This is a genomic window from Entomomonas sp. E7T21 (genome assembly GCF_058693955.1).
Map to the genome: position 1 here is coordinate 2,661,719 of NZ_CP191672.1, position 21,076 is coordinate 2,682,794.

The 21,076-nt window shown below is 36.8% G+C and carries 23 protein-coding genes and 1 tRNA gene; 11 read left to right on the plus strand and 13 right to left on the minus strand.

Translation table 11 applies throughout. From position 1 onward, the window contains the following. Positions 1-68 precede the first annotated feature (68 nt). The 3 genes from ACQVD9_RS12565 to ACQVD9_RS12575 all read right to left on the minus strand — a co-directional run bounded on the left by ACQVD9_RS12565 (position 69) and on the right by ACQVD9_RS12575 (position 2,442). On the minus strand, positions 69-1,031 hold the full coding sequence (locus ACQVD9_RS12565; protein WP_264746292.1) for a metallophosphoesterase: 963 nt from the start codon (positions 1,029-1,031) through the stop codon (positions 69-71). Continuing rightward, entirely contained in the window at positions 1,031-1,921 is an 891-nt protein-coding gene (locus ACQVD9_RS12570; RefSeq protein WP_264746293.1) for an NAD(+) kinase, read from the minus strand. The genes ACQVD9_RS12565 and ACQVD9_RS12570 overlap by 1 nt, the downstream gene beginning before the upstream one ends. Before the next feature lie 71 nt (positions 1,922-1,992). Next, positions 1,993-2,442 carry a YcgN family cysteine cluster protein gene (locus ACQVD9_RS12575; protein ID WP_264746294.1) on the minus strand — a complete coding sequence of 150 codons (450 nt, stop codon included), beginning with the start codon at positions 2,440-2,442 and terminating at the stop codon, positions 1,993-1,995. A gap of 115 nt (positions 2,443-2,557) precedes the next feature. Between ACQVD9_RS12575 and ACQVD9_RS12580 the strand changes: the two genes are divergently transcribed. Beyond that, positions 2,558-2,956 carry a hypothetical protein gene (locus ACQVD9_RS12580; RefSeq protein WP_264746295.1) on the plus strand — a complete coding sequence of 133 codons (399 nt, stop codon included), beginning with the start codon at positions 2,558-2,560 and terminating at the stop codon, positions 2,954-2,956. Positions 2,957-3,016: 60 nt separating this feature from the next. On the opposite strand, the gene ACQVD9_RS12585 is transcribed toward ACQVD9_RS12580, so the two are convergent. The 4 genes from ACQVD9_RS12585 to ACQVD9_RS12600 all read right to left on the minus strand — a co-directional run bounded on the left by ACQVD9_RS12585 (position 3,017) and on the right by ACQVD9_RS12600 (position 6,104). Next, positions 3,017-3,511: an STAS domain-containing protein gene (locus ACQVD9_RS12585; RefSeq protein WP_264746296.1), complete on the minus strand. Its 495-nt coding sequence runs from the start codon at positions 3,509-3,511 to the stop codon at positions 3,017-3,019. Next, positions 3,508-4,671: a response regulator gene (locus ACQVD9_RS12590; protein WP_264746297.1), complete on the minus strand. Its 1,164-nt coding sequence runs from the start codon at positions 4,669-4,671 to the stop codon at positions 3,508-3,510. Before ACQVD9_RS12590 ends, ACQVD9_RS12585 begins: the two co-directional genes overlap by 4 nt. Positions 4,672-4,806: 135 nt before the next feature. Then, entirely contained in the window at positions 4,807-5,121 is a 315-nt protein-coding gene (locus ACQVD9_RS12595) for a chaperone modulator CbpM (protein WP_264746298.1), read from the minus strand. Beyond that, positions 5,121-6,104: a DnaJ C-terminal domain-containing protein gene (locus ACQVD9_RS12600; protein ID WP_264746299.1), complete on the minus strand. Its 984-nt coding sequence runs from the start codon at positions 6,102-6,104 to the stop codon at positions 5,121-5,123. The genes ACQVD9_RS12595 and ACQVD9_RS12600 overlap by 1 nt, the downstream gene beginning before the upstream one ends. A gap of 297 nt (positions 6,105-6,401) precedes the next feature. Between ACQVD9_RS12600 and ACQVD9_RS12605 the strand changes: the two genes are divergently transcribed. The 3 genes from ACQVD9_RS12605 to ACQVD9_RS12615 all read left to right on the plus strand — a co-directional run bounded on the left by ACQVD9_RS12605 (position 6,402) and on the right by ACQVD9_RS12615 (position 7,741). Beyond that, on the plus strand, positions 6,402-6,953 hold the full coding sequence (locus ACQVD9_RS12605) for a prolipoprotein diacylglyceryl transferase (protein WP_264746300.1): 552 nt from the start codon (positions 6,402-6,404) through the stop codon (positions 6,951-6,953). A gap of 106 nt (positions 6,954-7,059) precedes the next feature. Next, positions 7,060-7,521 (plus strand): GTP pyrophosphokinase, encoded by a 462-nt coding sequence (locus ACQVD9_RS12610; protein WP_264746301.1) that lies wholly within the window; start codon positions 7,060-7,062, stop codon positions 7,519-7,521. 145 nt (positions 7,522-7,666) lie between these two features. Next, positions 7,667-7,741 (plus strand) — tRNA-Cys (locus ACQVD9_RS12615). 322 nt (positions 7,742-8,063) lie between these two features. Here ACQVD9_RS12615 and ACQVD9_RS12620 read toward each other — a convergent pair. The 5 genes from ACQVD9_RS12620 to ACQVD9_RS12640 form a co-directional block, all read right to left on the minus strand. Then, positions 8,064-8,363 (minus strand): hypothetical protein, encoded by a 300-nt coding sequence (locus tag ACQVD9_RS12620; RefSeq protein ID WP_264746302.1) that lies wholly within the window; start codon positions 8,361-8,363, stop codon positions 8,064-8,066. 178 nt (positions 8,364-8,541) lie between these two features. After that, on the minus strand, positions 8,542-8,766 hold the full coding sequence (locus ACQVD9_RS12625; RefSeq protein WP_264746303.1) for a hypothetical protein: 225 nt from the start codon (positions 8,764-8,766) through the stop codon (positions 8,542-8,544). A gap of 39 nt (positions 8,767-8,805) precedes the next feature. Next, the gene (locus tag ACQVD9_RS12630; protein WP_264746304.1) at positions 8,806-9,237 is read right to left on the minus strand and encodes a hypothetical protein; all 432 of its coding nucleotides are present in this window, start codon (positions 9,235-9,237) and stop codon (positions 8,806-8,808) included. 5 nt (positions 9,238-9,242) lie between these two features. Continuing rightward, positions 9,243-9,806, minus strand: coding sequence for a hypothetical protein (locus ACQVD9_RS12635; protein WP_264746305.1), 564 nt, complete (start codon positions 9,804-9,806; stop codon positions 9,243-9,245). Between the two features lie 471 nt (positions 9,807-10,277). After that, on the minus strand, positions 10,278-11,984 hold the full coding sequence (locus ACQVD9_RS12640) for an FAD-dependent oxidoreductase (protein ID WP_264746306.1): 1,707 nt from the start codon (positions 11,982-11,984) through the stop codon (positions 10,278-10,280). A gap of 182 nt (positions 11,985-12,166) precedes the next feature. Here ACQVD9_RS12640 and ACQVD9_RS12645 point away from each other — a divergent pair, with 182 nt between their 5' ends. The 4 genes from ACQVD9_RS12645 to ACQVD9_RS12660 all read left to right on the plus strand — a co-directional run bounded on the left by ACQVD9_RS12645 (position 12,167) and on the right by ACQVD9_RS12660 (position 17,087). Further along, positions 12,167-13,879 carry an FAD-dependent oxidoreductase gene (locus ACQVD9_RS12645; protein ID WP_264746307.1) on the plus strand — a complete coding sequence of 571 codons (1,713 nt, stop codon included), beginning with the start codon at positions 12,167-12,169 and terminating at the stop codon, positions 13,877-13,879. A 64-nt stretch (positions 13,880-13,943) separates the two neighbouring features. Beyond that, the gene (locus ACQVD9_RS12650; RefSeq protein ID WP_264746308.1) at positions 13,944-14,747 is read left to right on the plus strand and encodes an IclR family transcriptional regulator; all 804 of its coding nucleotides are present in this window, start codon (positions 13,944-13,946) and stop codon (positions 14,745-14,747) included. Positions 14,748-14,761: 14 nt separating this feature from the next. Continuing rightward, on the plus strand, positions 14,762-15,577 hold the full coding sequence (locus ACQVD9_RS12655) for a sugar phosphate isomerase/epimerase family protein (protein WP_264746309.1): 816 nt from the start codon (positions 14,762-14,764) through the stop codon (positions 15,575-15,577). Positions 15,578-15,821: 244 nt separating this feature from the next. Continuing rightward, positions 15,822-17,087: an OprD family porin gene (locus tag ACQVD9_RS12660; RefSeq protein ID WP_264746310.1), complete on the plus strand. Its 1,266-nt coding sequence runs from the start codon at positions 15,822-15,824 to the stop codon at positions 17,085-17,087. Positions 17,088-17,133: 46 nt separating this feature from the next. Here ACQVD9_RS12660 and ACQVD9_RS12665 read toward each other — a convergent pair whose 3' ends face one another. After that, on the minus strand, positions 17,134-18,039 hold the full coding sequence (locus ACQVD9_RS12665; protein WP_264746311.1) for a LysR family transcriptional regulator: 906 nt from the start codon (positions 18,037-18,039) through the stop codon (positions 17,134-17,136). A 135-nt stretch (positions 18,040-18,174) separates the two neighbouring features. Between ACQVD9_RS12665 and ACQVD9_RS12670 the strand changes: the two genes are divergently transcribed. The 3 genes from ACQVD9_RS12670 to ligK are packed head-to-tail and all read left to right on the plus strand — an operon-like array spanning position 18,175 to position 21,065. Next, on the plus strand, positions 18,175-19,299 hold the full coding sequence (locus ACQVD9_RS12670) for a 4-oxalomesaconate tautomerase (RefSeq protein WP_264746312.1): 1,125 nt from the start codon (positions 18,175-18,177) through the stop codon (positions 19,297-19,299). 33 nt (positions 19,300-19,332) lie between these two features. Beyond that, positions 19,333-20,364, plus strand: coding sequence for an amidohydrolase family protein (locus tag ACQVD9_RS12675; RefSeq protein ID WP_264746313.1), 1,032 nt, complete (start codon positions 19,333-19,335; stop codon positions 20,362-20,364). Between the two features lie 2 nt (positions 20,365-20,366). Beyond that, a complete protein-coding gene (gene ligK, locus ACQVD9_RS12680) occupies positions 20,367-21,065 on the plus strand; it encodes a 4-carboxy-4-hydroxy-2-oxoadipate aldolase/oxaloacetate decarboxylase (RefSeq protein ID WP_264746314.1) in 699 nt (232 codons plus the stop codon). Positions 21,066-21,076: the final 11 nt, after the last annotated feature.

Here is a 21,076-nt window from a genome sequence, read left to right on the forward strand (position 1 = left end):
TATAAAATGGTTATTTCTTTTCTAAGTAAAATTAAATATATCGAAAATAATAGCCTTTTGATATAAGACTAATGGGGTCTTTCTACATTTATCCAAACAAACTTATTACGATCTATCCTCGTTTCATCATCTAAACGATAAGCCACTAACTTACCATATTTTACTGCACTGTAATCAAGACAAGCTAAATTATTTTGGATAGGAGCAGGCATTCCCTCACACCAATAATGCCCTACAAATAATAATGGCTCATCAGCTGAATAAACTGAACAACTATGTTTTTGTTGATCAGTTAAAGGGGTAATCATTGCATTATGTGGCAATGCATCAGGTTGAAAAACTACATCTTGATAAGTCTCAGGATGATCTGCCCAAAATTTTGCCCTAAAGACATTACGGGCATAACCATCTTTGCTTACTAATACCTGACCATCGAGTAAAGGTAACCTCAATCCTTTTAATAAATGATCAAATATCTTATAAGCCACACTATGATGATAAACAGATTGCTGTAATAACTCAGGAGTAATCTGTTGGTTAGGACAAAGTTCTTTAAACTGGTTAATTAACAGTTGATCCCAATAGGCATGTACTAATCGGAAACGTCCTGCATCAATAAATAAAGGCAAACTATAAAACCATTGTAAAAATTCCTGCCATTCATCAGGATAAGCAGCAAATTGCTCAAGTGTCTCATTTATTATGCGCTTATTTCTTGCATTATGAGCATGTACAAACTCACTTGGCTTATCTTGACGTGGGGTAAACCAACCTAAGCTATAATACTCATGGTTACCCATTAAACAAATAGCTTGCCCTGCATCTACCATCGCTTTAACTATATGCAAGGCCCCTCTAATATGAGGCCCCCTATCAACAATATCCCCCAAGAATAAAGCCATCCGCTTAGGATGTCGCCACACACCTTGCTGCTTGCTATAACCCAACTGTTCTAATAACTGGCTTAACGCATTAGCACAACCATGTATATCTCCTATAATGTCGTATCCCCTCTTTGGATCAAGCCACATTAGTCATGTTCCCTTCCCAAACGACTGCCCCAACCGAGCTTATTACGACAAATTTCATAGTAGTTATAATCTAGTAAATGCAATAACTTAACTTTATGTCTATTTTTGCGTACCGTAATGACATCGCCTGGTGCACAATACAAATGATTTTGTGCATCACAGGAAACTTGTGGATGAATATCGATATTAGGAGAAATAACTATTTTTAACTCACTGCGCGCATCCACCACAATAGGACGACTAGAAAGTGTATGTGGATACATTGGTACTACTACAATAGCGTCTAGCTTAGGATGCATAATAGGGCCACCTGCTGAAAGCGCGTAAGCCGTAGAACCTGTAGGTGTAGAAATAATTAAACCATCCGCACGTTGGCTACTAATAAATTGACCATCCAAGAAAATCTCAAACTCAATCATCCGTGCTGATTGACCAGCATGCAGTACGACATCATTTAATGCATCAGCACAACCTGTAGATTGATCGTTATGGTAGGAATGAGCAGTTAATAAAAAGCGTTCTTCCACAATATAACGCCCTTCTAACACTTCTGTTATCTGAGCTTCTAATTCATCAGGCTTGATATCTGTTAAAAAACCTAAATTACCCCGATTAATACCTAATAAAGGAATATTATAAGGTGCTAACTCCCTTGCTGCACCAAGTACACTGCCATCACCACCCACCACAATAGCTAAATCACAGCTTTCCCCCATTAGGCTATAGGAGGCTACTTGCATATCATGCTCAGAGATCGCTTCAGCAATGGATTCTTCCAACATCACATGTAGGTTTTTCTCTGCTAAAAACTGTTTCAGCCGAAACACTGTATCAATCACTTGTTGACTGCCTAAACGACCTATAATGCCTACATTACGAAATTGAATCATGCTGCTTTAACCTATTAATCCGTACCTAGTTTAAGTTTGAAGTAATGACCACTATTTAACAAATAATATGCCTATCCTACTCTAAAAATTAAATAATCTTCCCATTTATCTTCGCTAACATTCGTTTCACTTAACATTTTGCCTGACATAGTAATACCCGATTTAATGGTCGTTGCTGGATCACCCGTTAATAATGGATGCCAATCAGGCAATTTATCATTTTCAGCTAACCGACGATAAGCACAAGTAGGCGGTAACCAATGAAAACTATCAATATCTTTTACAGTAAGTTGTATACAATCAGCTACATATTGTCTACGATCAATATAATGCTGACACTGACAAGTTTTTAAATCCAACAGTTTACAGGCAATACGCGTGTAGTAGACACAATCATCCTCATCATCTTGTAATTTCTGTAAACAACATAATCCACAACCATCACATAGTGCTTCCCACTCTTCTGTGGTCATTTCCTGTAAAGTCTTAGTTTCCCAAAACCGTTTTACTTTATCTGCCATTGCCTAAACTCATCAGCTAAATTACTAGTAAACGCATTTATTTTTACTTTATGATGTTATTATAGTAGATAACCGCTATTAATTAATTTACTTTTTAATGAATGATTGAGCCTTTATGATTAAATTTGTATTAGGAGCCCAAGGCTTACCTGATTGCTGTAAAAGACCTTTTCATCTTAATTCCAAACAACAACAAGCATTACGTGCTGAACAAAGCATTAGTTGTCCTTTTTGTAAAAATCCTATTGCACTAGTAGATGAAGAAGAAAGAAATCGCTTTGCTAACTTTGGTAATCCCTGCTTTTATATCACCATAGTGCCTCGTGTTGTCTTAGTATTAATCGCTGTTAGCTTAGTAATTGCCTCTGTAACAGGCTATTTAACCTCCCTACCTAAAGAAGTATTTTTTGCCATCGTGGTTATAGGTATTGCTACCGCTATTGGTGGTAATGCTTATGCACAACATATTTCTAATCGTAAATTACGGCTTCGTTTACAACGAGTTAAAAATTAGCACTCATAAAAAAGACCACTTATAAGTGGTCTTTTCTGATTAAAATTTGCGCCATTTCATTTATTGTGCTTCTAAAGTACTTACTAGGTCTTTAAATGCTGCTTTATTGTTATCGTTAACATCCATTAGAATTTTATGCGCTTCTAATACTTTCTCCTTTACAAAGGCCTCAGAGCAAACATCAGAAGTTAAATCTTTAAGGTCAAGCCATTGTTCTTGCTTACCCTCAGTTATATCAAAAGAATCCTTTATACCCATAGAATCTAATAAACGAATAATATCTTCATTAGAAGTTTCTAAGGTAGGCAAAACATTAATTGACTGCTTAGCTAAAATAGATAACTTAGCTAATAATCCCAATGTTGTGCTATCTAAACTTACTGCATCCATTAAATCTAAAGTAACACCTTTAAATTTATTTTCAGCAAACAGCTTAGAAATTGCTGTATCAAGAGCTGTACATAATGTTAAACGAACATCTCCTGTTAATTTTAAAACAAATAGATCATCCTGTTCAGTGTATAAAATCTTCCCTGTTGAATGCTCAATACTCATATGGCGTTTCCGCGTATAAACAATAATGATATATCATCTGGTGATGCTTCTAACTCTGCCAAACCTAATACATCTAATAATGACTCCAACGAACCATCATTTTCTGCAACCAATTTGGGAAGCAATAGCTCTTTTTCCTTAAGATCATTACCAGGTAATAAATCCAAAATACCATCAGACAATAACGTTAATGTATAACTTGTTGGCAACTGTATTTTAATATCTTCAAACACAGCATCCTCAAACAAGCCTACAACCTTACCAGTTCCTTCTAAATAATGCCCTTTTCCTTCACTACTCAGCACGGGGAGTGGCAAATGTCCCCCCATTGTATAAGTGAGTGTATTATTCTTTTCGTTAATTATACCCATTACCATTGTTACATGCTTGCCTATTTTACTATCTATTAGTCCCTTATTAATATGGCCTAATAAAATAGAAGGTTTCAACTCCCTAACTAACCCTTTGCGATGCAACTTGTACAACCAGCTGGTTGTAATAAATTTTAATAAAATAGTAGCAAATGCAGAAGAAGCTCCATGCCCAGAAACATCCGCCAGATAGAAGAAAACTTGTTCATCATCTATGCGGAAATAATCCACAAAGTCCCCTGATAAATACAACGAGGGAATAACTTTATGCGCAAAATGTAAGCCATTAGTATTCCAAGGCGTTTCAGGCAACATATTCATTTGTGCCCGATGCCCTGCATCTTGGTCTTCTTTTAATAAATTAAGGCTTTCTTGCAACTGTAATTGATAAAGATAGTTCTCTTTTGCTAATTTAACGCGCTCTAAACTACGTTTTATTGAATGTTCAAGAACAGCTAAGTCTTCGATAGGTTTAATTAAATAGTCAACCGCACCTAAACGTAAAGCCTCTACAGCATCATTCATAACGCCTGCACCAGAAACCACAATCACAGGAAGCTCCGGGTCTACCTCAACGATATGCCGTATTAGATCAATCCCACCTAATTTTGGCATACGTAAATCACAAATAACCAAATCAGGGCGCTTGCTTTCAAATACTGCTAGCCCCTCGGCACCATCTGCTGATTGTAATACGGTAAAGCCGCTATCTTCTAGATAGGCCGCTATACTCGCACGTACCACTCTATCATCATCAATTATTAATAAGGTGGCATGAGCGTTTGACATATAAACTCAACTCGTCTCTAAACTTAGGATAAAAACCAATGCTTAGTTTACCTGAAAATACCTAATAACGGAAAAATATGAACCTTTTTTTTGTTTCAAACAAGATAACTTATCAACTAACAATCAGTTAATATTTTAAATCAACTTAATTTGAGCTAGCTCTAACCGTTTTAAGCGCTGTTTCAAGTATTCATTATCAGAATGTAATTGATCTATTTGCTCTAGCAAGTTAATAGCTAATGCAGTAGCTGTCCAATCAAGTTCTAAATCACGCTGTAAACGTACTGCTTTTCTAACCAGTGCTAATGCCTGTGTATCAAACACCCACTCTGCAATAGAATCACCCTCAGGCTCTACAATACCATGCTCTACAATTTCAATTAGACAATGTTCAGAAATATGAATAGCTTGGCATAACTCTCGCACATCATAAACAATGACAGTAACCATTACTTTTTACCCCCTGCACGTGGATCAAAAGAGTTTTTAGCGGCCAGTTCTTGCCATAAAGCCTTAGATTCCGCATTTAAAGTCGGAGGCATAACTATTTTCAACATCACATATAAATCGCCAGCTTCCCCATCTTTCTTCTTAGGTAAACCTTTGCCTTTAACCCTAAATTTTTGACCTGCTTGGCTATTTTCAGGAATATTAATATTAACTTTACCTGCTAATGTAGGAATAGCCACTTTAGCACCCAATGCAGCCTCCCAAGGTGTTATTGGTAGCGATAAAGTCAGATCATAGTCTTTAACATCAAAATCAGGGTGAGGAGCAAATTTAATAATTAAATACAAATCCCCATTAGCTGCTCCTCCAATACCAGGTGCGCCCTGTCCTTTTAAACGGATACGTTCACCTGACACAACACCCTTAGGAATTTTCATATTTAAGTTCTTGGTAATATCGGCTTGACGCTGGCCATTAGTATCATAACTAGGTACTCTATAACTAATAGCTTTTGAGTCACCAGAAACAACTTCCTCTAAAAAGACGGGTAACTCTAACTCAATATCTCGCCCCGCTCGTTTAAAAGAAAATCCTGAACCACCTGCATTAGCATGTGCACCGCTTGCACGACGACCTGCTCCAAAAATGGACTCAAAGAAATCTGAGAAATCCCCCATCTCTCCATCTGTTTCAAAATGGAAACCACCATTGCCCGCACCTGCTTGTGATTGCCAATTAGGTGGCACCTCAAAATTACCACCATGCTGTGCATATTGGCGCAACTGATCAAACTCAGCGCGTTTTTCTGGATTTTTTAATACATCATAGGCTTCAGCGACTTCCTTAAACTTATCCTCTGCTCCTGCCTCTTTATTTACATCAGGATGATACTGCCGTGCTAGCTTACGATAAGCAGCCTTAATCGTCTTATCGTCAGCAGTAGGCTCTACTCCTAATACTTTATAATAATCAATAAATTGCATATCAGTAATAACCCTCAAGTTTTTTAATTAAATGGGTACTACACGCCTACTATTCAAGGGCAACCATACAATATCACCCTTAATATACTATTACATTAAGACAATAGAATAAGCCGTTTGTTTACAATAAATGATTATCTATAGCAGATCATTAAAATAACTCTCTTAAATATCCTCTAAAAACTTTTAACATCTTGTTAAATCAAAGCAATCACTATGACCATCGTCTAACTTACTTAATAGCTGATTATTTATATCATAAAGGCAACTTATTATTAATTAACTGAGGTTCTTCTTATGAAAAAAATATTGTTAGGTGGATTAGTATTATTGGCTTTAGCAGGTTGTGATGATGGTAAAAAAGATACCGCTACAACACCTCAAAACACCTCAACAACTTCTGAAAATCTTAAAGAAGCAGCTAATAATGTCAAAGACGCAGCTGCTGCTAAAACTGAGCAAGCTAAAAAGGCTACTGCAGAAAAATGGGATGAAGCCAAACAAACAACTTCCGATAAATGGGAAGAAGCTAAGCAATCTACTTCTGAAACATGGGATGATGCTAAAAAATCTGCCTCTGAAAATACTGATAAAGTAATGAATGAAGCCTCTGACAAGTGGGATAATGCTAAACAAGCCACCGCTGAAGAATGGGAAAAAGCTAAAAAATCTGCTGCAGAAACCAAAGATGAAATCAGCAAAGATGCTTCTGAACAATGGGAAAAAGCTAAGCAGTCTGCTAGTGATACTAAAGACAGCCTAGAAGCTAAAATGCAAGAAAAATCTGAACAATTAAAAGATAGCACAGAACAAACAAAACAAGACGCACAAACTGAAACGAATCAATAAACACCTAATAAGCCGTACTTATTAATAAAGTACGGCTTTATTTTATTCATCTCATTGCTAGAACCATATATAATCAACAACTCCCTATAATCTGTTGATTATTAATATGCCAATCTCAAACACAAACTCAAAATACCTAGCAGAAGCACTTGATATAGCCTTTAATGCTCATAAAGGGCAAACTGATAAAGCAGGTCAACCCTATATCCTACACCCTCTGCGTTTAATGTTCTCACTAGAGGATGACAAGTCAAAAATCGTTGCCTTATTACATGATGTAATAGAAGACACTACCATAACGATAGAAGATTTAAAAAATAAAGGATTTCCACAGGATATTATAGAAGCTATTGAAGCTCTCACTAAACAGCCTAATGAAACATACCAAGAATTTATTGAAAGAGTTAGCAATAATGAACTAGCCAAAACAGTAAAAATAGCTGACTTAAAAGACAATATGAACCTAACACGACTTACAGAGCTTTCCAATAAAGATATAGAGCGAATAGAGAAATATCATAAAAGCCTAAATTATTTACAAAATCACAAACCAAATTCACTATCATAATTGTTAGCTTAAATGCTATAACAAAGTCTTTTTAGCATAAATAATCACTATGCTTCAAAGGTAGAATGATGATATAAAAACAAAAAAATAATTTGGAAATAATTTGACAGTTTTTAACCTGAAAGCTAGAATAGCCGACTCTTATGGCCGGGTGGCAGAATGGCTTATGCAGCGGATTGCAAATCCGTCTATGCCGGTTCGATTCCGACCCCGGCCTCCATATCCAAAGCCTAGTTAATTAATTTAACTAGGCTTTTTTATTAATCAAAGTAATATATACCCCGATTTATAGCTCTATTTCGATTTGCTGTAAGATCAAATTAAATAAATTTTAGTTTTTAATTACACAGATAAAACAAAACCTTTACCTTATTCAGTACGCTCAAATACCCTCGCAGGTATTTTCTTGGCTAAACCTTTCTGAATCATTGTCTCTTTGTATTCTTGATAAAGCTGTTTAATCTTAGGAGAGCCTCCTTCCAAAATTGCCCAGTATGCATCGGCTAAGTTAAATTTAGCTACTATTCTATTTGGATATTTTGTTAATATTTTTCTAAAATCAGAGCACTAGCAGTGGGATTTTCTTTTTCTAAATAAAATGCTAAATCATTAAGAATTACCAAATTCTCATCATTTAAAAGTGTTGAATAAGAAACAGCATCGAATATATCAACATCCTTGATAGCTACATTGATCTTGCCGCTATTGTATAAAGATATTCTCTTTTCTAATCTTTCGTTGATATCTTTCTGAACTCTTGATTCTGTTAATTCTTTGTATGGGTCTACACTACCTAAAGCAAAACAACATTCTACATATGTTACTTCTAATGATGGGATCAATATATCATTAGCAGGATCAGGTCTTTCTCCAGTTATTATTTTTGTTAAAATCCAGTCTTGTTTTTCAAGCGACCATTTATATAATTCTATATAGATCTACCCTTGCACACGATAATATGTGCTATCTAACTCTAAGTATCCTTTTTTATAACTCCGATAAACAGTTGGGATTTTATCTTCATCTACTGGCTTCATAATGTAAGACTTTTTTTTTATCAATGGAAGAAAGCCACATCTTTAAATGTAACGTATTATCTACTGTTTCTTCTTGAAATTTATCATTAATTCCATCCTCATCATAATCATCCTCTAAAGAGAAACTAAAAGAAATTAATGGGAATACAAAGAAAAAGGTGATTATAAATACTATATTTTTTATTTTAATCAATTTATCCTCTTTCATGAACATATGCTATTAATGGTAAATGTTATTTTATAACTTCTAGTTCAAACAACTTCCTTTTTCATGTGCTTCCTCTAATGCTTCCTTAAGTATGTCATAAGACTCTTTTGATTTTTCTAATTCTTCATCTCCCAAAGTACCACGTACAGGTTCACCATGTAAAAAGTACATATTCCTAGAAACTTCTAATACATAAAAAATATTTTTACTATCTTCATAGATAGGTTGAGAATAACGAATATCTTTATCACTTATATATAGGTATTTATCTTTTTTTATAATAGAGATACTTCTTTTACCTATTTCTCCCATAATATCTAATGTTAAATTTCCTGACATTGTTGTCGTACATTCTATACCAGCTCCTTCTGTAGATTTAATTGATTCTATTTGAACTTCTTCTCCGCTAGTAACCATTGTTATCAGAATTAAAATAGTAAGTAATATACACTTGCAATTTAATATACACATAAAAGCTACTTCTTATCTAACCTAGCACAACCCTTAACAATTTTTCCTCGATAATTGATAAATACTTCAAAAGTAGATGTTTCATCGGTAACACTAATATCACAGGTTGTATCCCACCAAAGTTTTCTAATTAGCCCATAAACTTCATGATCTTTTGATTGAAACATTAATAAAAAAACACCATCTAAAGGTTTTTTATCCATTTCTGTTTTGATAGCTAATTCTTGTTCTTTTTCACCATGTATTGATATGTTTAATTTGTTTTCAGAAATAGTGGCATTCCAGAATGGTTCAGATCCATCAGCATGAAATATTAGGCCACTTTTGATTATTTTTTCAAAAAACTCTTCGGGTGTTAATTGACCACTTTGTTGCTGTAACTTACTATTTTCAATCCACTCTATTTTATTATTTTTCAAATCTAACCATTTTTTTTGATTTTCTTCGACACTACCTAAAAATAGATATTCTTTACCTGAAGACTCATCTATAAATATTTCTTTTGCAAAGAATAAATGAGATGTAAAAAAATATAAAAACAGACTAACAATAATTTTAACTTTTTTCATAATCAACTTCTCCGCTATTTATGTGGGTTGCCTTCTAAGACAGGAGGCCAAGAATTTTTATCTGTACCCCATAATACGGTCAAGTCTAGCAATGACCTAGATTAATTGAGATCTAATCGTACAACTCACTTGCAAAAGAGAGAGCCACCCGTTTTGATAAAGGTGTCGAAACTTTAATCAGAACAAAAGGAGTAACTCTCATGTTACATGCTAACAATCCAATCATTAAACATAAAGTAGGTCTTTTAAACTTAGCATTGACATTGTTCATATCTCATATAGCTTTATTGTTTTTCTTGCGTTACTAAAATTCTCAGTAAATACCTTTTTAAAATAAGATAATTGGATTGTAGAAATCTGCTTAAACTAACGAGAAAAAATCAGGTTAACTAAAGGCATAACACAATCATAAATAATTTCACTATCCGTTATCGTATACTTATCAATAAGTAAGACTGTATCACTCCAAAACTACTCATTAGTATAAGGTGTTTTATTTGCTATATGACAAGCAGCCACATAACCAAAGGTCATGGCAGGACCTAAATTAATTCCACCTGTTGGATAATATCCTCCCATTATACTGGCCATATCTGTTCCTACTGCATATAGTCCCTCTATTGGCTGCCCTATTTTATTTAGCACCCTTGCATGCTCATCTGTTTTCAAGCCGGCAAAGGTGCCAAAACTACCTGGTAATACTTTAATTGCATAGAACGGGCCTTTATCAAGTGGAGCTAAACTAGGATTAGGCTGATGGTCGGGATCACCCATTTTTCTATTATAAGCTGTACCACCTCTGCCATATTCAGGATCTTTGCCTTCTTTAGCGTGTAAATTAAACTCATCGATGGTTTGGCGTAAGACCTTTGGATCAATATCACATAGTCTGGCTAAGCCTTCAATAGTATCAGCTTTCTTTAAGTAACCTGATTCAAGCCAAGGCTTAGTTGAAAAAGGAAACGGTCTAGTCATTCCAAAACCGTAGCGGCGCTGGCATTCATGACTACAAATCAACCATGAGAATACCTCTTGATTAGCAGGTGTCTTACTATCCATAGCCGCAGTATAATCATAATAGCCGTCAGCTTCGTTAACAAACCGTTTACCATTATGCATCACCGCTATAACCCCTGGTTTACCTCGATCAATAATATGTGGGAAATGACCTACTGTACCATCCTTATAAGGTACTAATGACACAGGACACCAAGCTACTGGCGAAGCTAGATCAGTGGCTACTTCAGCTCCCACCTGTTCCGCCATATTAAGCCCATCTCCGGTATTAGTAGTAGGTGGTAATGGCCAATGTGCTAAGGGATCCTTCATATGGGGAAACATGGCGGCACGACGTTTAATATCATAAGAAAAACCACCTGCTGCAAGGATAACACCTTTGCTAACATGAATAGTTTCTTCACCTAATTCGGTACTCACGATAGCACCTACCACTTTACCATTTTCTTCAATTAATTGTTTTGCTGGTGTTGAAACTCGAATAGTTACGCCTAAATCCTCAGCTGACTTTGCTAATCTAGCAATTAATGCTGAACCGTTTACAAATTGCATAGTTCTGCCATAAATTAGCCAATCCAAAGCATGTAGCCCCAATCTCTTAGCCACGTAGAACGCAGCAGAAATGGAGCGTGTTGCTTTTAAAAAACTCCATAAATCCTTACCTGCCATAATAGGCATTCCCAGAAATCCTGTTTCCCATTTAGGAGGTAACATTTTTTTGACTAACTTTCCCATTTTACGACCATGATAAGGGGCAGCAATTACCGACCTGCCGCCATCCTTAGCACCAGCAGTATGACCGTGAATATCAGCAATTTTATTACCGTCTTCAAATTGAAGTAGGGTATTGTTAGCAAAAAAATCCACCATCGCAGGGGCAGACTTTAAAAACATGTCTACTCGCTTTGGGTCGAATTTATCTTTAAGTTCATTTTGTAAAAATAGCCGTGGCTGTTCGATATCTTCAATGATACCCGCAGCACGTGCTAGTGAATTGCGTGGCACCCACATCCAGCCACCAGACCAACAGGTAGCACCACCAAACAAATGTGACTTTTCAATTAAAATTACTTTTTGTCCATGCCAAGCGGCGGTTACTGCTGCCGAAAAACCAGCAGCTCCACCACCTATCACCAACACATCACAATAGTTTTGTTTCATATTTACGCCTTTCTTATTGATATTAGTTGCTACAAATTCGTAATTAAAAAATAAGTTGTATACCTTTTAAAAAAATGGAATACTGTTCCAGTTTTCTAAAATAGCATATATTTTTTTGTTTTGGCAATTACAAATAAAGCTTTTAAACCGTTAATCAAAATAATCACAATAGCGAGTTAATTATGAATGCATGGGACAATCTAAATAATAATGATGAATACGATATAGTTGTGATAGGTGCAGGTGGCGCAGGTATGTCTGCCGCAGTATTCGCTACCATGAAAGGCGCAAAAGTATTGTTAGTAGAGCGTACCGAATATGTAGGTGGAACTACCGCTTTTTCTGCAGGCACTACTTGGATACCCAACACCCATCATGCTGCAAGTGTTGGTGCCTTTAATGACACAAAAGATAAAGCTAAGCATTATTTAAATATTGTTATTGGTGAAAAAGCTGACCAAGCTATGCTAGATGCTTTCTTAGATGCTGGCCCAATAGCTGTTGAGGAGATTGAGCAAAATTCCTCTGTTCGTTATAGAGCGCGTCCTTTTCATCCTGACTATCAATCAGAAGAACAAGATTCTACGTTATGCGGCCGTGCTCTCGAACCATTACCTTTTGATGGTAGATTACTCGGTCAGCGATTTAAGTTAGTTCGTCCTCCTATCCCAGAATTTACTGTCTTAGGCGGAATGATGATTGATAGAGATGATATAACGCAACTACTAAATTTAACTAAAAATATTAAGTCATTCTGTTATTCCACTAAATTATTAGCTCGTCATGTAATGGATAAGCTGAGATATCCACGAGGTACTCGCTTAGTAATGGGTAATGCACTAATTGCCTCGCTACTTTATTCACTGGATAAAAGACAAGTACCAATCCTATTAGAAACTGAGATGACCCAGTTACTTACAGATGAACAGGGAATCTCTGGTGTTGAGTTAACCCACCAAGGTAACACTAAGAAAATTAAGGTAAAAGGCGGCGTTATTCTAGCTTCGGGCGGGTTTAATCGAAATATTGAAAGACGTAAACACTTAGCTCCTACTATTGATATAAACTGGTGTCCAGGCGCACCCGGCCATACTGCTCAAGCCCATGTTGTAGCAGAAAAGTTAGGCGCTGTATATGGTGACATTAATGGCCCTACTAATTGTTTTTGGGCGCCTGTATCAACCCGTAAAAGAGCAGATAACAGTATTGCCGTATTCCCACACTTTATTTTAGATAGAGGTAAGCCGGGGATGATTACTCTAAATCAACGAGGGGAGCGTTTTGTAAATGAATCAACCTCATATCACCGATTTGGTCTAGCACAACAAACAACAAACTCTATCCCTAGTTATTTGATTACAGACACAGAAGGTTTACGTAAATATGGTCTAGGTATGGTTCGCCCTGGTGGTAAAAAACTACAGCCTTTTCTGGCGGATGGTTATTTAATTCAAGGTAATACTATCGCAGAACTCGCACGCAAACTTGGTATAGATCCAGCTAAAACTGCACAAAGCATAGCGCAAATGAATGAATATGCGAAAACAGGTAACGATTTACAGTTCGCAAGAGGTACTACCGATTATCAACGAGCAAATGGAGATGCTTTTAATAAACCTAATCCTAACTTAGGAACTATTACGCAGCCTCCCTTTTATGCAGTAAGACTCTATCCCGGAGATATTGGTGCTTGCACAGGTTTTGCTACAAATACTAACGCTCAAGTGTTAAATGCTAATAAACAAGTAATCAATAAACTTTATGCAGTAGGTAATGATATGCAATCGATTATGGGCGGAACTTATCCAGGCCCTGGAATTACACTGGGTCCAGGTTTAGCCTTTGCTTGGATTGCAGCCAACCATGCAGTACAAAGTAGTGCAAAAAATAGCTAGATAAGTTATAAAGTAGAAAACTATTCCAAATAAATTAGATTATTTACTTACTATACAGAAAAATATGTCAACTAAAATTATTAATCGCGCACTGTCTTTACTCGAATTATTGGCGAGCCAACCAGTAGGGCTAGCTTTAACAGAAATAGCAGAACGGCTAGAAATGCCCAAAAGTGCCACTCATAGGTTACTTGCAGATTTAATGGAACACAGTTATGTCCAACTTAATGATGATACTAAGTATTATCAACTTACTCTAAAACTAACCCAATTAGGCTTTCAGCGGCTGGCTGTAGATAATATTTTTCAGGTGGTACAACCACTACTTAATGAGCTAGCAACTATCAGTGGTGAACTGGTTCGATTAAGTTTAATCGATACTAACAAGCTAATATTTGTGGCTAAAGCGCAAGGTGCTACAGATGCATTGAGAATAGACAGCGATATGGGCAATGAAGCACGCTTAGCGTTCTCTGCTTCAGGGTTGGCTTGGTTATCAACGTTAGATGATGCAACAGCTATTGAATTGATACAATTACAACAACAGCGTTATCTACAAAAGGGTGAAAAACCTACCCCCTTTAATATTGAACTGCTTTACCAACAATTAGCTATTGTACGAGAACAACAACACGCACGCTTTCAAAACAGTATGGGGTTAGGTACAGCAGCTATGGCAGCTCCTGTTTTTGAAACTAATACTCATAGAGCCTTGGGTGTTATCAGTATTGCAGGTCCTAGCGTTAGGCTCACAGAAAAACACATGGATCAATTATTTACCCCATTGCTTAAAACAACACAAATGCTTTCTTCCCTATCCTTAGGGATCAGTTATCCTAGTAAATACTACTCATCTATAAATAGCTAAAGGAAAAAATAAAAATGCGAAAACTATCATTAGCTGCATTAACTGTACTCGAATTAACGCCACCTGAAATGATCGATTGCGCTCAACAAGCTGGCTATGACTGCGTTGGCTTACGCTTAATCCCTGCCACACCTAATGAGCCTGCGTATGATTTTAAAGGCGACACCCCTATTAGGCGTGAATGTCTTGCTCGGCTTAAGCAAAGTGATGTAAAAGTAGAAGATATTGAAATTTTACGAATTACTGAGCATGTCGATATTCAAGCCTTTGAAGCAATATTTGAAACCGCCAAATTACTCGGTGCAAGAAGTGCCTTAGTAGCAGCAGATGATAAAAATGAAACACGCTTAATAGATAACTTAGGACTATTAGCTGAACTAAGCGCTCAATACGATATTTTACCTCATGTCGAATTTATGCCTTGGTTATCTACTGCTACCTTAAAAGATGCAGTGACCTTAGTTAATAAAGTTAACCAAAGCAACTTATCAGTATTAGTAGATTCTATACATTTCCACCGCTCCCATAGCAATACGGCTGACTGGTCAAGTTATAGAGGAACTATGCCTAGGTATATTCAGTTATGTGATGTGCCTACTAAAGAAGTTAAAAATATGGATGAAATTATTACTCAAGCAAGATCACAACGCAAAGCACCGGGCGAAGGATATATCACAAACTTAGCCGATATAATAAGCATGCTACCCACAGAAACCGCTATTTCTCTTGAAATACCCGAAAAAGACCGAGCCAATGAACCTGCACTAACCAGAGCAAAACGACTTCATCATATCGCTACAACTTGGTTAGCAGAACATCACCTTGGTTAACCAATAAGTCTACACAAGCAATTTATTAAATATCTCTTCTCGTCAAATGCTCACTATTTCCTAATGATAGTGAGCTCTTCTCTATTTTTTATTTCTATTACCAGATAATAAGCCAAACAGTGTAACCATTATTGTTATAACAGATAGTGCAATGCTGCCATATTCGACTGATCTAGTCTGTGCTAAATTCAAATTATCAAAATAATAAACATCTTAAATTGTAAAACTAATTGATAGAGTCGCTATGAATAAAAATTATTATGCTTCTTTTAAAAATACAGTTACTACTGTTTTATTACTAAGTACAAGTCAAGTCTATAGTTATGCGGAAGGTTTTTGGGAGGATGCTGATGCAACCTTAACCTTACGTAATTATTACTTTACTCGTAACTTTCCTAAAAATGAAAGCTCACAAAATAAATCAAAAGCATGGACACAGAGTTTCATATTCGATTTTAAATCTGGTTATACGCAAGGAGCCATGGGTTTTGGTTTAGATGTACTGGGGCTTTCATCCTTTAAATTAGATGCAGGTAAAGGTTCTGGAAAAACCTCCATGTTACCGATTCATGATGATGGCAAACCTGCGCGTGAATATGGTCGTTTAGCAGCAGCTGGTAAATTTAAACTATCGAAAACAGAGTTAAAGGTAGGCGAATGGGTAACCACTTTACCCATTTTACGCGCTGATGATGGACGCTCGTTACCACAAACTTTTCAAGGTGCACAGCTTACCTCTAACCAATGGCAAAATACCACCCTATATGCAGGCCAGATGCGAGGTACTAGCTTAAGAAACGATGCAAGTATGGAAGATATGTTTTACCACTCAGGTAAAGGCAAATTCGCTGCTTCAGATAGGTTTAATTTTTCAGGCATAGAATACAATTTTAATGACAATAAAAGCCAAGCAGGTGCATGGTTTGCTCAATTAAAAGATGTTTACAAACAAGGTTATTTTAGCTTTAAACATGAACAACAATTAGGTAGTTGGCAGTTACGAGCCAATACAGGCTACTTTATTGGTAAAGAAGATGGTAATAAAAAAGCAGGTGAACTAGATAATAAAGTGTTGTTTGGTTTATTTTCTGCTCACTATAATCATCACACTTTCTATGTAGGGTTACAACGTTTAACGGGTGATAGTGCTTGGATGAGAGTAACTGGCTCAAGTGGCGGTACACTAGCCAACGATAGTTTTGCTAATAGCTACGACAACCCTCAAGAAAAATCATGGCAACTACGTTATGACTATAATTTTACAGGCCTAGGCATTACAGGTTTAACCATGATGCATCGCTATTTTAAAGGCAGTAATGTACATACATTACGCACCAGTAATGGTAGAGAGTGGGGGCGAGAATCAGAACTTGCCTATACTTTTCAACAGGGTGCACTTAAAAATTTATCGATTAAATGGCGCTTTAATACTCTAAGACAGAGTTGGAATAAAGACGGCAATTTTGATGAGCACCGTATTATTTTTAACTACCCTATCAGCTTTCTATAAAACAACAAAATTAATCAAATAGTCAGCTAATTAATAGGCTATCTAGTCAATATTTAGCTTGGCAAAGCTGCTCAATAATACTCTTCATAGTCTTTTGGGTTTGAGTCATAATCCTTTTATTAGAAACCGCTATAAATAGTTTATTCATCAGTGTTGGCGAGGTAATAGGATAAGCCACTAAGGCATCTTTATAAGTGACTAATTCCAAAGTACGGGCAGATAATATCGCATAACCCATTTTCTCGTAAACCAACTCTAAAATAGTATTAACACTATTCATTTCCAACACAATATCAGGTTTACAACCGATTTTAGCCATTTCAGTTTCAACAAGAGATCGATAAGAGTTGGGATGGCTGGGTAAAATTAGCGGTAACTTTGCTACTTCCTCTAGAGTAAAAATTTGTTGTTTAATACCGTTATCATCAAGCGGAGCGATTAAGCATAAATCCTCATCTCCTAAAGGAGCCACCTCTAAATCAGCAGCAAGAGTCGAACTATGCAGTAATCCGATATCAATCTTTCCCGTTAAAATACCTTCTTCAATCGTAGAAGTTAATGCCTCAATAATTATCAAATTGGCTTTAGGTAGTGCTTGTTTAAACTGTTTAGTAATAGGTACAGCTAATAACTTAGCCATAGTTGGTGGTAAACCTATCGTAACCTTCCCTGTTAATTGACCACTGGTTAACTCTTCATAAGTGCGCTCTATTTGATGCATAATGCCATAAGCATGCTCTAATAATATTTTACCGTTATCAGTTAAGGTCACACCTCGCCCATTGCGCACTAATAAGTTTTGCCTTAAATCCACCTCTAAACGTCTAATCTGCCTACTTAACATCGATTGAGCAATATCTAAATGATTAGCCGCTTTAGTAAAACTACCAAACTCAGCAACATGGATAAAATACTTTAATTGTTTTAAGTCCAAGGGTAACTCTTTCTTCATCAGCCACTCTCCATAATTTATGATTATTTTTCAGCTATGCTAATTTGTCATATCTAGTAGTTTTTTTTTCATATTTATCATAATAGATGAATTGCCTAACATAGTCACTATTAATATAAAAAGAAGAGTAAAGCTATGGAACAACAAATTCGCATACCTTGCTGCTTAATGCGTGGTGGTACTTCTAAAGGCCCATTTTTTAATCAAGCAGATTTGCCAGCTGATATAAAACAACGCAATAAAGTTTTATTAGCCGCTATGGGTTCACCTGATAAACGACAAATTGATGGTTTAGGTGGAGCTCATCCATTAACCAGTAAAGTAGGCATAGTCGCTAAGTGTGAAGCAAATACACAAGGAGCTGAACTTTCTTTTTTATTTGCACAGCTACAGCCTGATAACTCTACCGTTAACACTGAACCTAACTGCGGCAATATGTTGGCAGCAGTTGTGCCTTATGCGCTAGAAACTGGCTTAATCACTGCTCATCAAGGTGAAACGACCGTCCGCGTATTAACTGAAAATACAGGAATGCTCAGCGATATCACCATACAAACACCTAACGGACAGATCACTTATGAAGGTAGCTGTAAAATCGATGGCGTCCCTGGTACTAGCGCACCTATTAAAATTAGTTTTTTAGATACAGCAGGTTCAGTATGTAGCAGCTTATTGCCTACCGGAAACTATGCAGATACTTTTGACATCCCCAATATAGGAAAATTAGAAGTTACCTGTATCGATAACGGCATGCCAATGATTCTAATCAAAGCCACTGATCTTAACTGCACAGGGCAAGAATCAGTGACTGAATTAAATGAAAATAAAACGCTAAAAGAACAATTAGAAACATTACGCTTAAAAGCCTCAGAAAAAATGGGTTTAGGTGATGTTAGCCAAAAAAACTATCCCAAAATGTGCCTACTTTCTGAAGCAACTCAAGGTGGGGCAATTAATACTCGTTGTTTTATCCCACACGTTTGCCATGATGCGATTGGTGTGTTAGCCGCAGTTACTGTAGCCACTGCGTGTGTACTACCAAATACAGTTGCTACAAAAATCTATCAACCAGCCATCAATCAAAAAACACATCATCAGTTATCTATTGAGCACCCTAGCGGTGAATTTAGTGTTGAACTAGAAGTAGCAGTGGATTCGCAAGGTAATCCAGCAGTACAAAAAGCGGCCTTATTAAGGACTGCACGACTAATAATGCAAGGAGAAATTTGCCTGCTTGCTAGTCGCGTTCAAGCAAAATAAAAAAATAATGAATAGCCATTAAAGGAGTGCTATATGAGTTTAGTTATTGATTGTCATGGTCACTATACTACTGCCCCTGAAGCTTTAAATCAGTGGCGTAATCAGCAAATCGCAAGTGTTTCCTCCTCAACAGAGAAACCTAACGTAGCTGATCTAAAAATCAGTGATGATGATATTCGTCAAACCATTACAGAAAATCAGCTACGATTAATGGATGACAGAGGGTCTGACATAACTATCTTCTCCCCTCGCGCCAGCTTTATGGCGCATCATATTGGTGATTTTCAAGTCTCTTCAACATGGGCAGCTATCTGTAATGAGTTATGTTATCGGGTATCACAACTATTTCCTGATCGCTTTGTGCCTGCTGCTATGCTTCCACAATCTCCAGGTGTACCCATAGAAACCTGTATCCCCGAGCTTGAAAAGTGCGTTAATGAATATGGCAATGTAGGGATTAACTTAAATCCTGATCCATCAGGTGGTTTATGGACCTCCCCTGCCTTATCTGATCGCTATTGGTATCCGCTTTATGAAAAAATGGTGGAGTATGATATTCCTGCCATGGTACATGTCAGCACTTGTTGCCATGATAAGTTTCATACCACTGGCGATCACTATCTAAATGCCGATACCACGGCCTTTATGCAGTTTTTAAAGAGCGATTTATTTAAAGATTTCCCTACCATAAAATTCTTAATACCACATGGCGGTGGCGCTGTACCTTATCACTGGGGACGTTTCCGTGGTTTAGCACAGGCACTAAAACAACCAGAAATTGAAGAAACCTTATTAAATAATATCTTCTTCGATACCTGTGTTTACCATCAAGACGGTATAGATTTACTCACCAAAGTAGTTCCCACTAAAAATATTCTATTTGCCTCCGAAATGATTGGCGCGGTGCGTGGCATAGACTCAAGAACAGGTCATTATTTTGATGACACTAAGCGCTACATTGATGGAGCAAATATCAGTGCTGAACAGCGTCACCAAATATTTGAGGGTAATGCTCGTCGAGTATTCACACGCTTAGATAAAAAATTACGTACTAAGGGGCTATAAATATGTCATTAGAATTATTTAATCAACTCGGTGTAGTAAAACGTAATATCCAACGTGCCGATCCAAAAGCGGTTGAAATATTATCAAACTACAGTAGCTCTACAATTCATGAAGCAATGGGACGAGTGGGCTTAATGAAATCTTACATGCGTCCTATTTATCCACAAGCCAAGGTTTGTGGCACAGCAGTTACCGTATTACTCCAACCCGGTGACAATTGGATGATGCATGTTGCTGCCGAACAAATCCGTGAAGGTGATGTAGTGGTAGCAGGTTGTACCACAGATAATGGTGATGGCTTTTTTGGTGATCTATTAGCCACTTCGTTCCGCGCGCAAGGTGCCAAAGGACTTATTATTGATGGTGGCGTACGTGATATTGCTGACTTAACAGAAATGCAATTCCCCGTATTTAGTAAAGCTATCTATGGCAAGGGCACTATTAAAGCTACCTTAGGTTCAGTAAATATCCCTATCATTTGTGCTGGCATGCTTGTAGAAGCTGGCGATGTAGTGATAGCGGATATTGATGGTGTAGTGGTAGTGCCTGCTGCAAAAGCAATGCAAGTGGCTCAAGCTGCACAAAAAAGATCAGACAATGAAGACGATAAGCGGAGTTTATTCGCCAACGGTACATTAGGTCTCGATTACTACAACATGCGTGAGCCGCTAGCACAAGCCGGCTTAAAATATATCGACTAAAGGAGCTTACA

What these genes read in the sequence shown, in the direction of transcription:
- ACQVD9_RS12590 (WP_264746297.1), bottom strand. Translation starts at nt 4,671, where the DNA reads ATGTCAAACGCTCATGCCACCTTATTAATAATTGATGATGATAGAGTG.
- ACQVD9_RS12630 (WP_264746304.1), bottom strand. Translation starts at nt 9,237, where the DNA reads ATGTGTATATTAAATTGCAAGTGTATATTACTTACTATTTTAATTCTG.
- ACQVD9_RS12640 (WP_264746306.1), bottom strand. Translation starts at nt 11,984, where the DNA reads ATGAAACAAAACTATTGTGATGTGTTGGTGATAGGTGGTGGAGCTGCT.
- ACQVD9_RS12565 (WP_264746292.1), bottom strand. Translation starts at nt 1,031, where the DNA reads ATGTGGCTTGATCCAAAGAGGGGATACGACATTATAGGAGATATACAT.
- ACQVD9_RS12585 (WP_264746296.1), bottom strand. Translation starts at nt 3,511, where the DNA reads ATGAGTATTGAGCATTCAACAGGGAAGATTTTATACACTGAACAGGAT.
- ACQVD9_RS12570 (WP_264746293.1), bottom strand. Translation starts at nt 1,921, where the DNA reads ATGATTCAATTTCGTAATGTAGGCATTATAGGTCGTTTAGGCAGTCAA.
- ACQVD9_RS12625 (WP_264746303.1), bottom strand. Translation starts at nt 8,766, where the DNA reads ATGAAAGAGGATAAATTGATTAAAATAAAAAATATAGTATTTATAATC.
- ACQVD9_RS12600 (WP_264746299.1), bottom strand. Translation starts at nt 6,104, where the DNA reads ATGCAATTTATTGATTATTATAAAGTATTAGGAGTAGAGCCTACTGCT.
- ACQVD9_RS12670 (WP_264746312.1), top strand. Translation starts at nt 18,175, where the DNA reads ATGGAACAACAAATTCGCATACCTTGCTGCTTAATGCGTGGTGGTACT.
- ACQVD9_RS12605 (WP_264746300.1), top strand. Translation starts at nt 6,402, where the DNA reads ATGAAAAAAATATTGTTAGGTGGATTAGTATTATTGGCTTTAGCAGGT.
- ACQVD9_RS12580 (WP_264746295.1), top strand. Translation starts at nt 2,558, where the DNA reads ATGATTAAATTTGTATTAGGAGCCCAAGGCTTACCTGATTGCTGTAAA.
- ACQVD9_RS12575 (WP_264746294.1), bottom strand. Translation starts at nt 2,442, where the DNA reads ATGGCAGATAAAGTAAAACGGTTTTGGGAAACTAAGACTTTACAGGAA.
- ACQVD9_RS12635 (WP_264746305.1), bottom strand. Translation starts at nt 9,806, where the DNA reads ATGAAAAAAGTTAAAATTATTGTTAGTCTGTTTTTATATTTTTTTACA.
- ACQVD9_RS12665 (WP_264746311.1), bottom strand. Translation starts at nt 18,039, where the DNA reads ATGAAGAAAGAGTTACCCTTGGACTTAAAACAATTAAAGTATTTTATC.
- ligK (WP_264746314.1), top strand. Translation starts at nt 20,367, where the DNA reads ATGTCATTAGAATTATTTAATCAACTCGGTGTAGTAAAACGTAATATC.
- ACQVD9_RS12610 (WP_264746301.1), top strand. Translation starts at nt 7,060, where the DNA reads ATGCCAATCTCAAACACAAACTCAAAATACCTAGCAGAAGCACTTGAT.
- ACQVD9_RS12655 (WP_264746309.1), top strand. Translation starts at nt 14,762, where the DNA reads ATGCGAAAACTATCATTAGCTGCATTAACTGTACTCGAATTAACGCCA.
- ACQVD9_RS12645 (WP_264746307.1), top strand. Translation starts at nt 12,167, where the DNA reads ATGAATGCATGGGACAATCTAAATAATAATGATGAATACGATATAGTT.
- ACQVD9_RS12595 (WP_264746298.1), bottom strand. Translation starts at nt 5,121, where the DNA reads ATGGTTACTGTCATTGTTTATGATGTGCGAGAGTTATGCCAAGCTATT.
- ACQVD9_RS12675 (WP_264746313.1), top strand. Translation starts at nt 19,333, where the DNA reads ATGAGTTTAGTTATTGATTGTCATGGTCACTATACTACTGCCCCTGAA.
- ACQVD9_RS12660 (WP_264746310.1), top strand. Translation starts at nt 15,822, where the DNA reads ATGAATAAAAATTATTATGCTTCTTTTAAAAATACAGTTACTACTGTT.
- ACQVD9_RS12650 (WP_264746308.1), top strand. Translation starts at nt 13,944, where the DNA reads ATGTCAACTAAAATTATTAATCGCGCACTGTCTTTACTCGAATTATTG.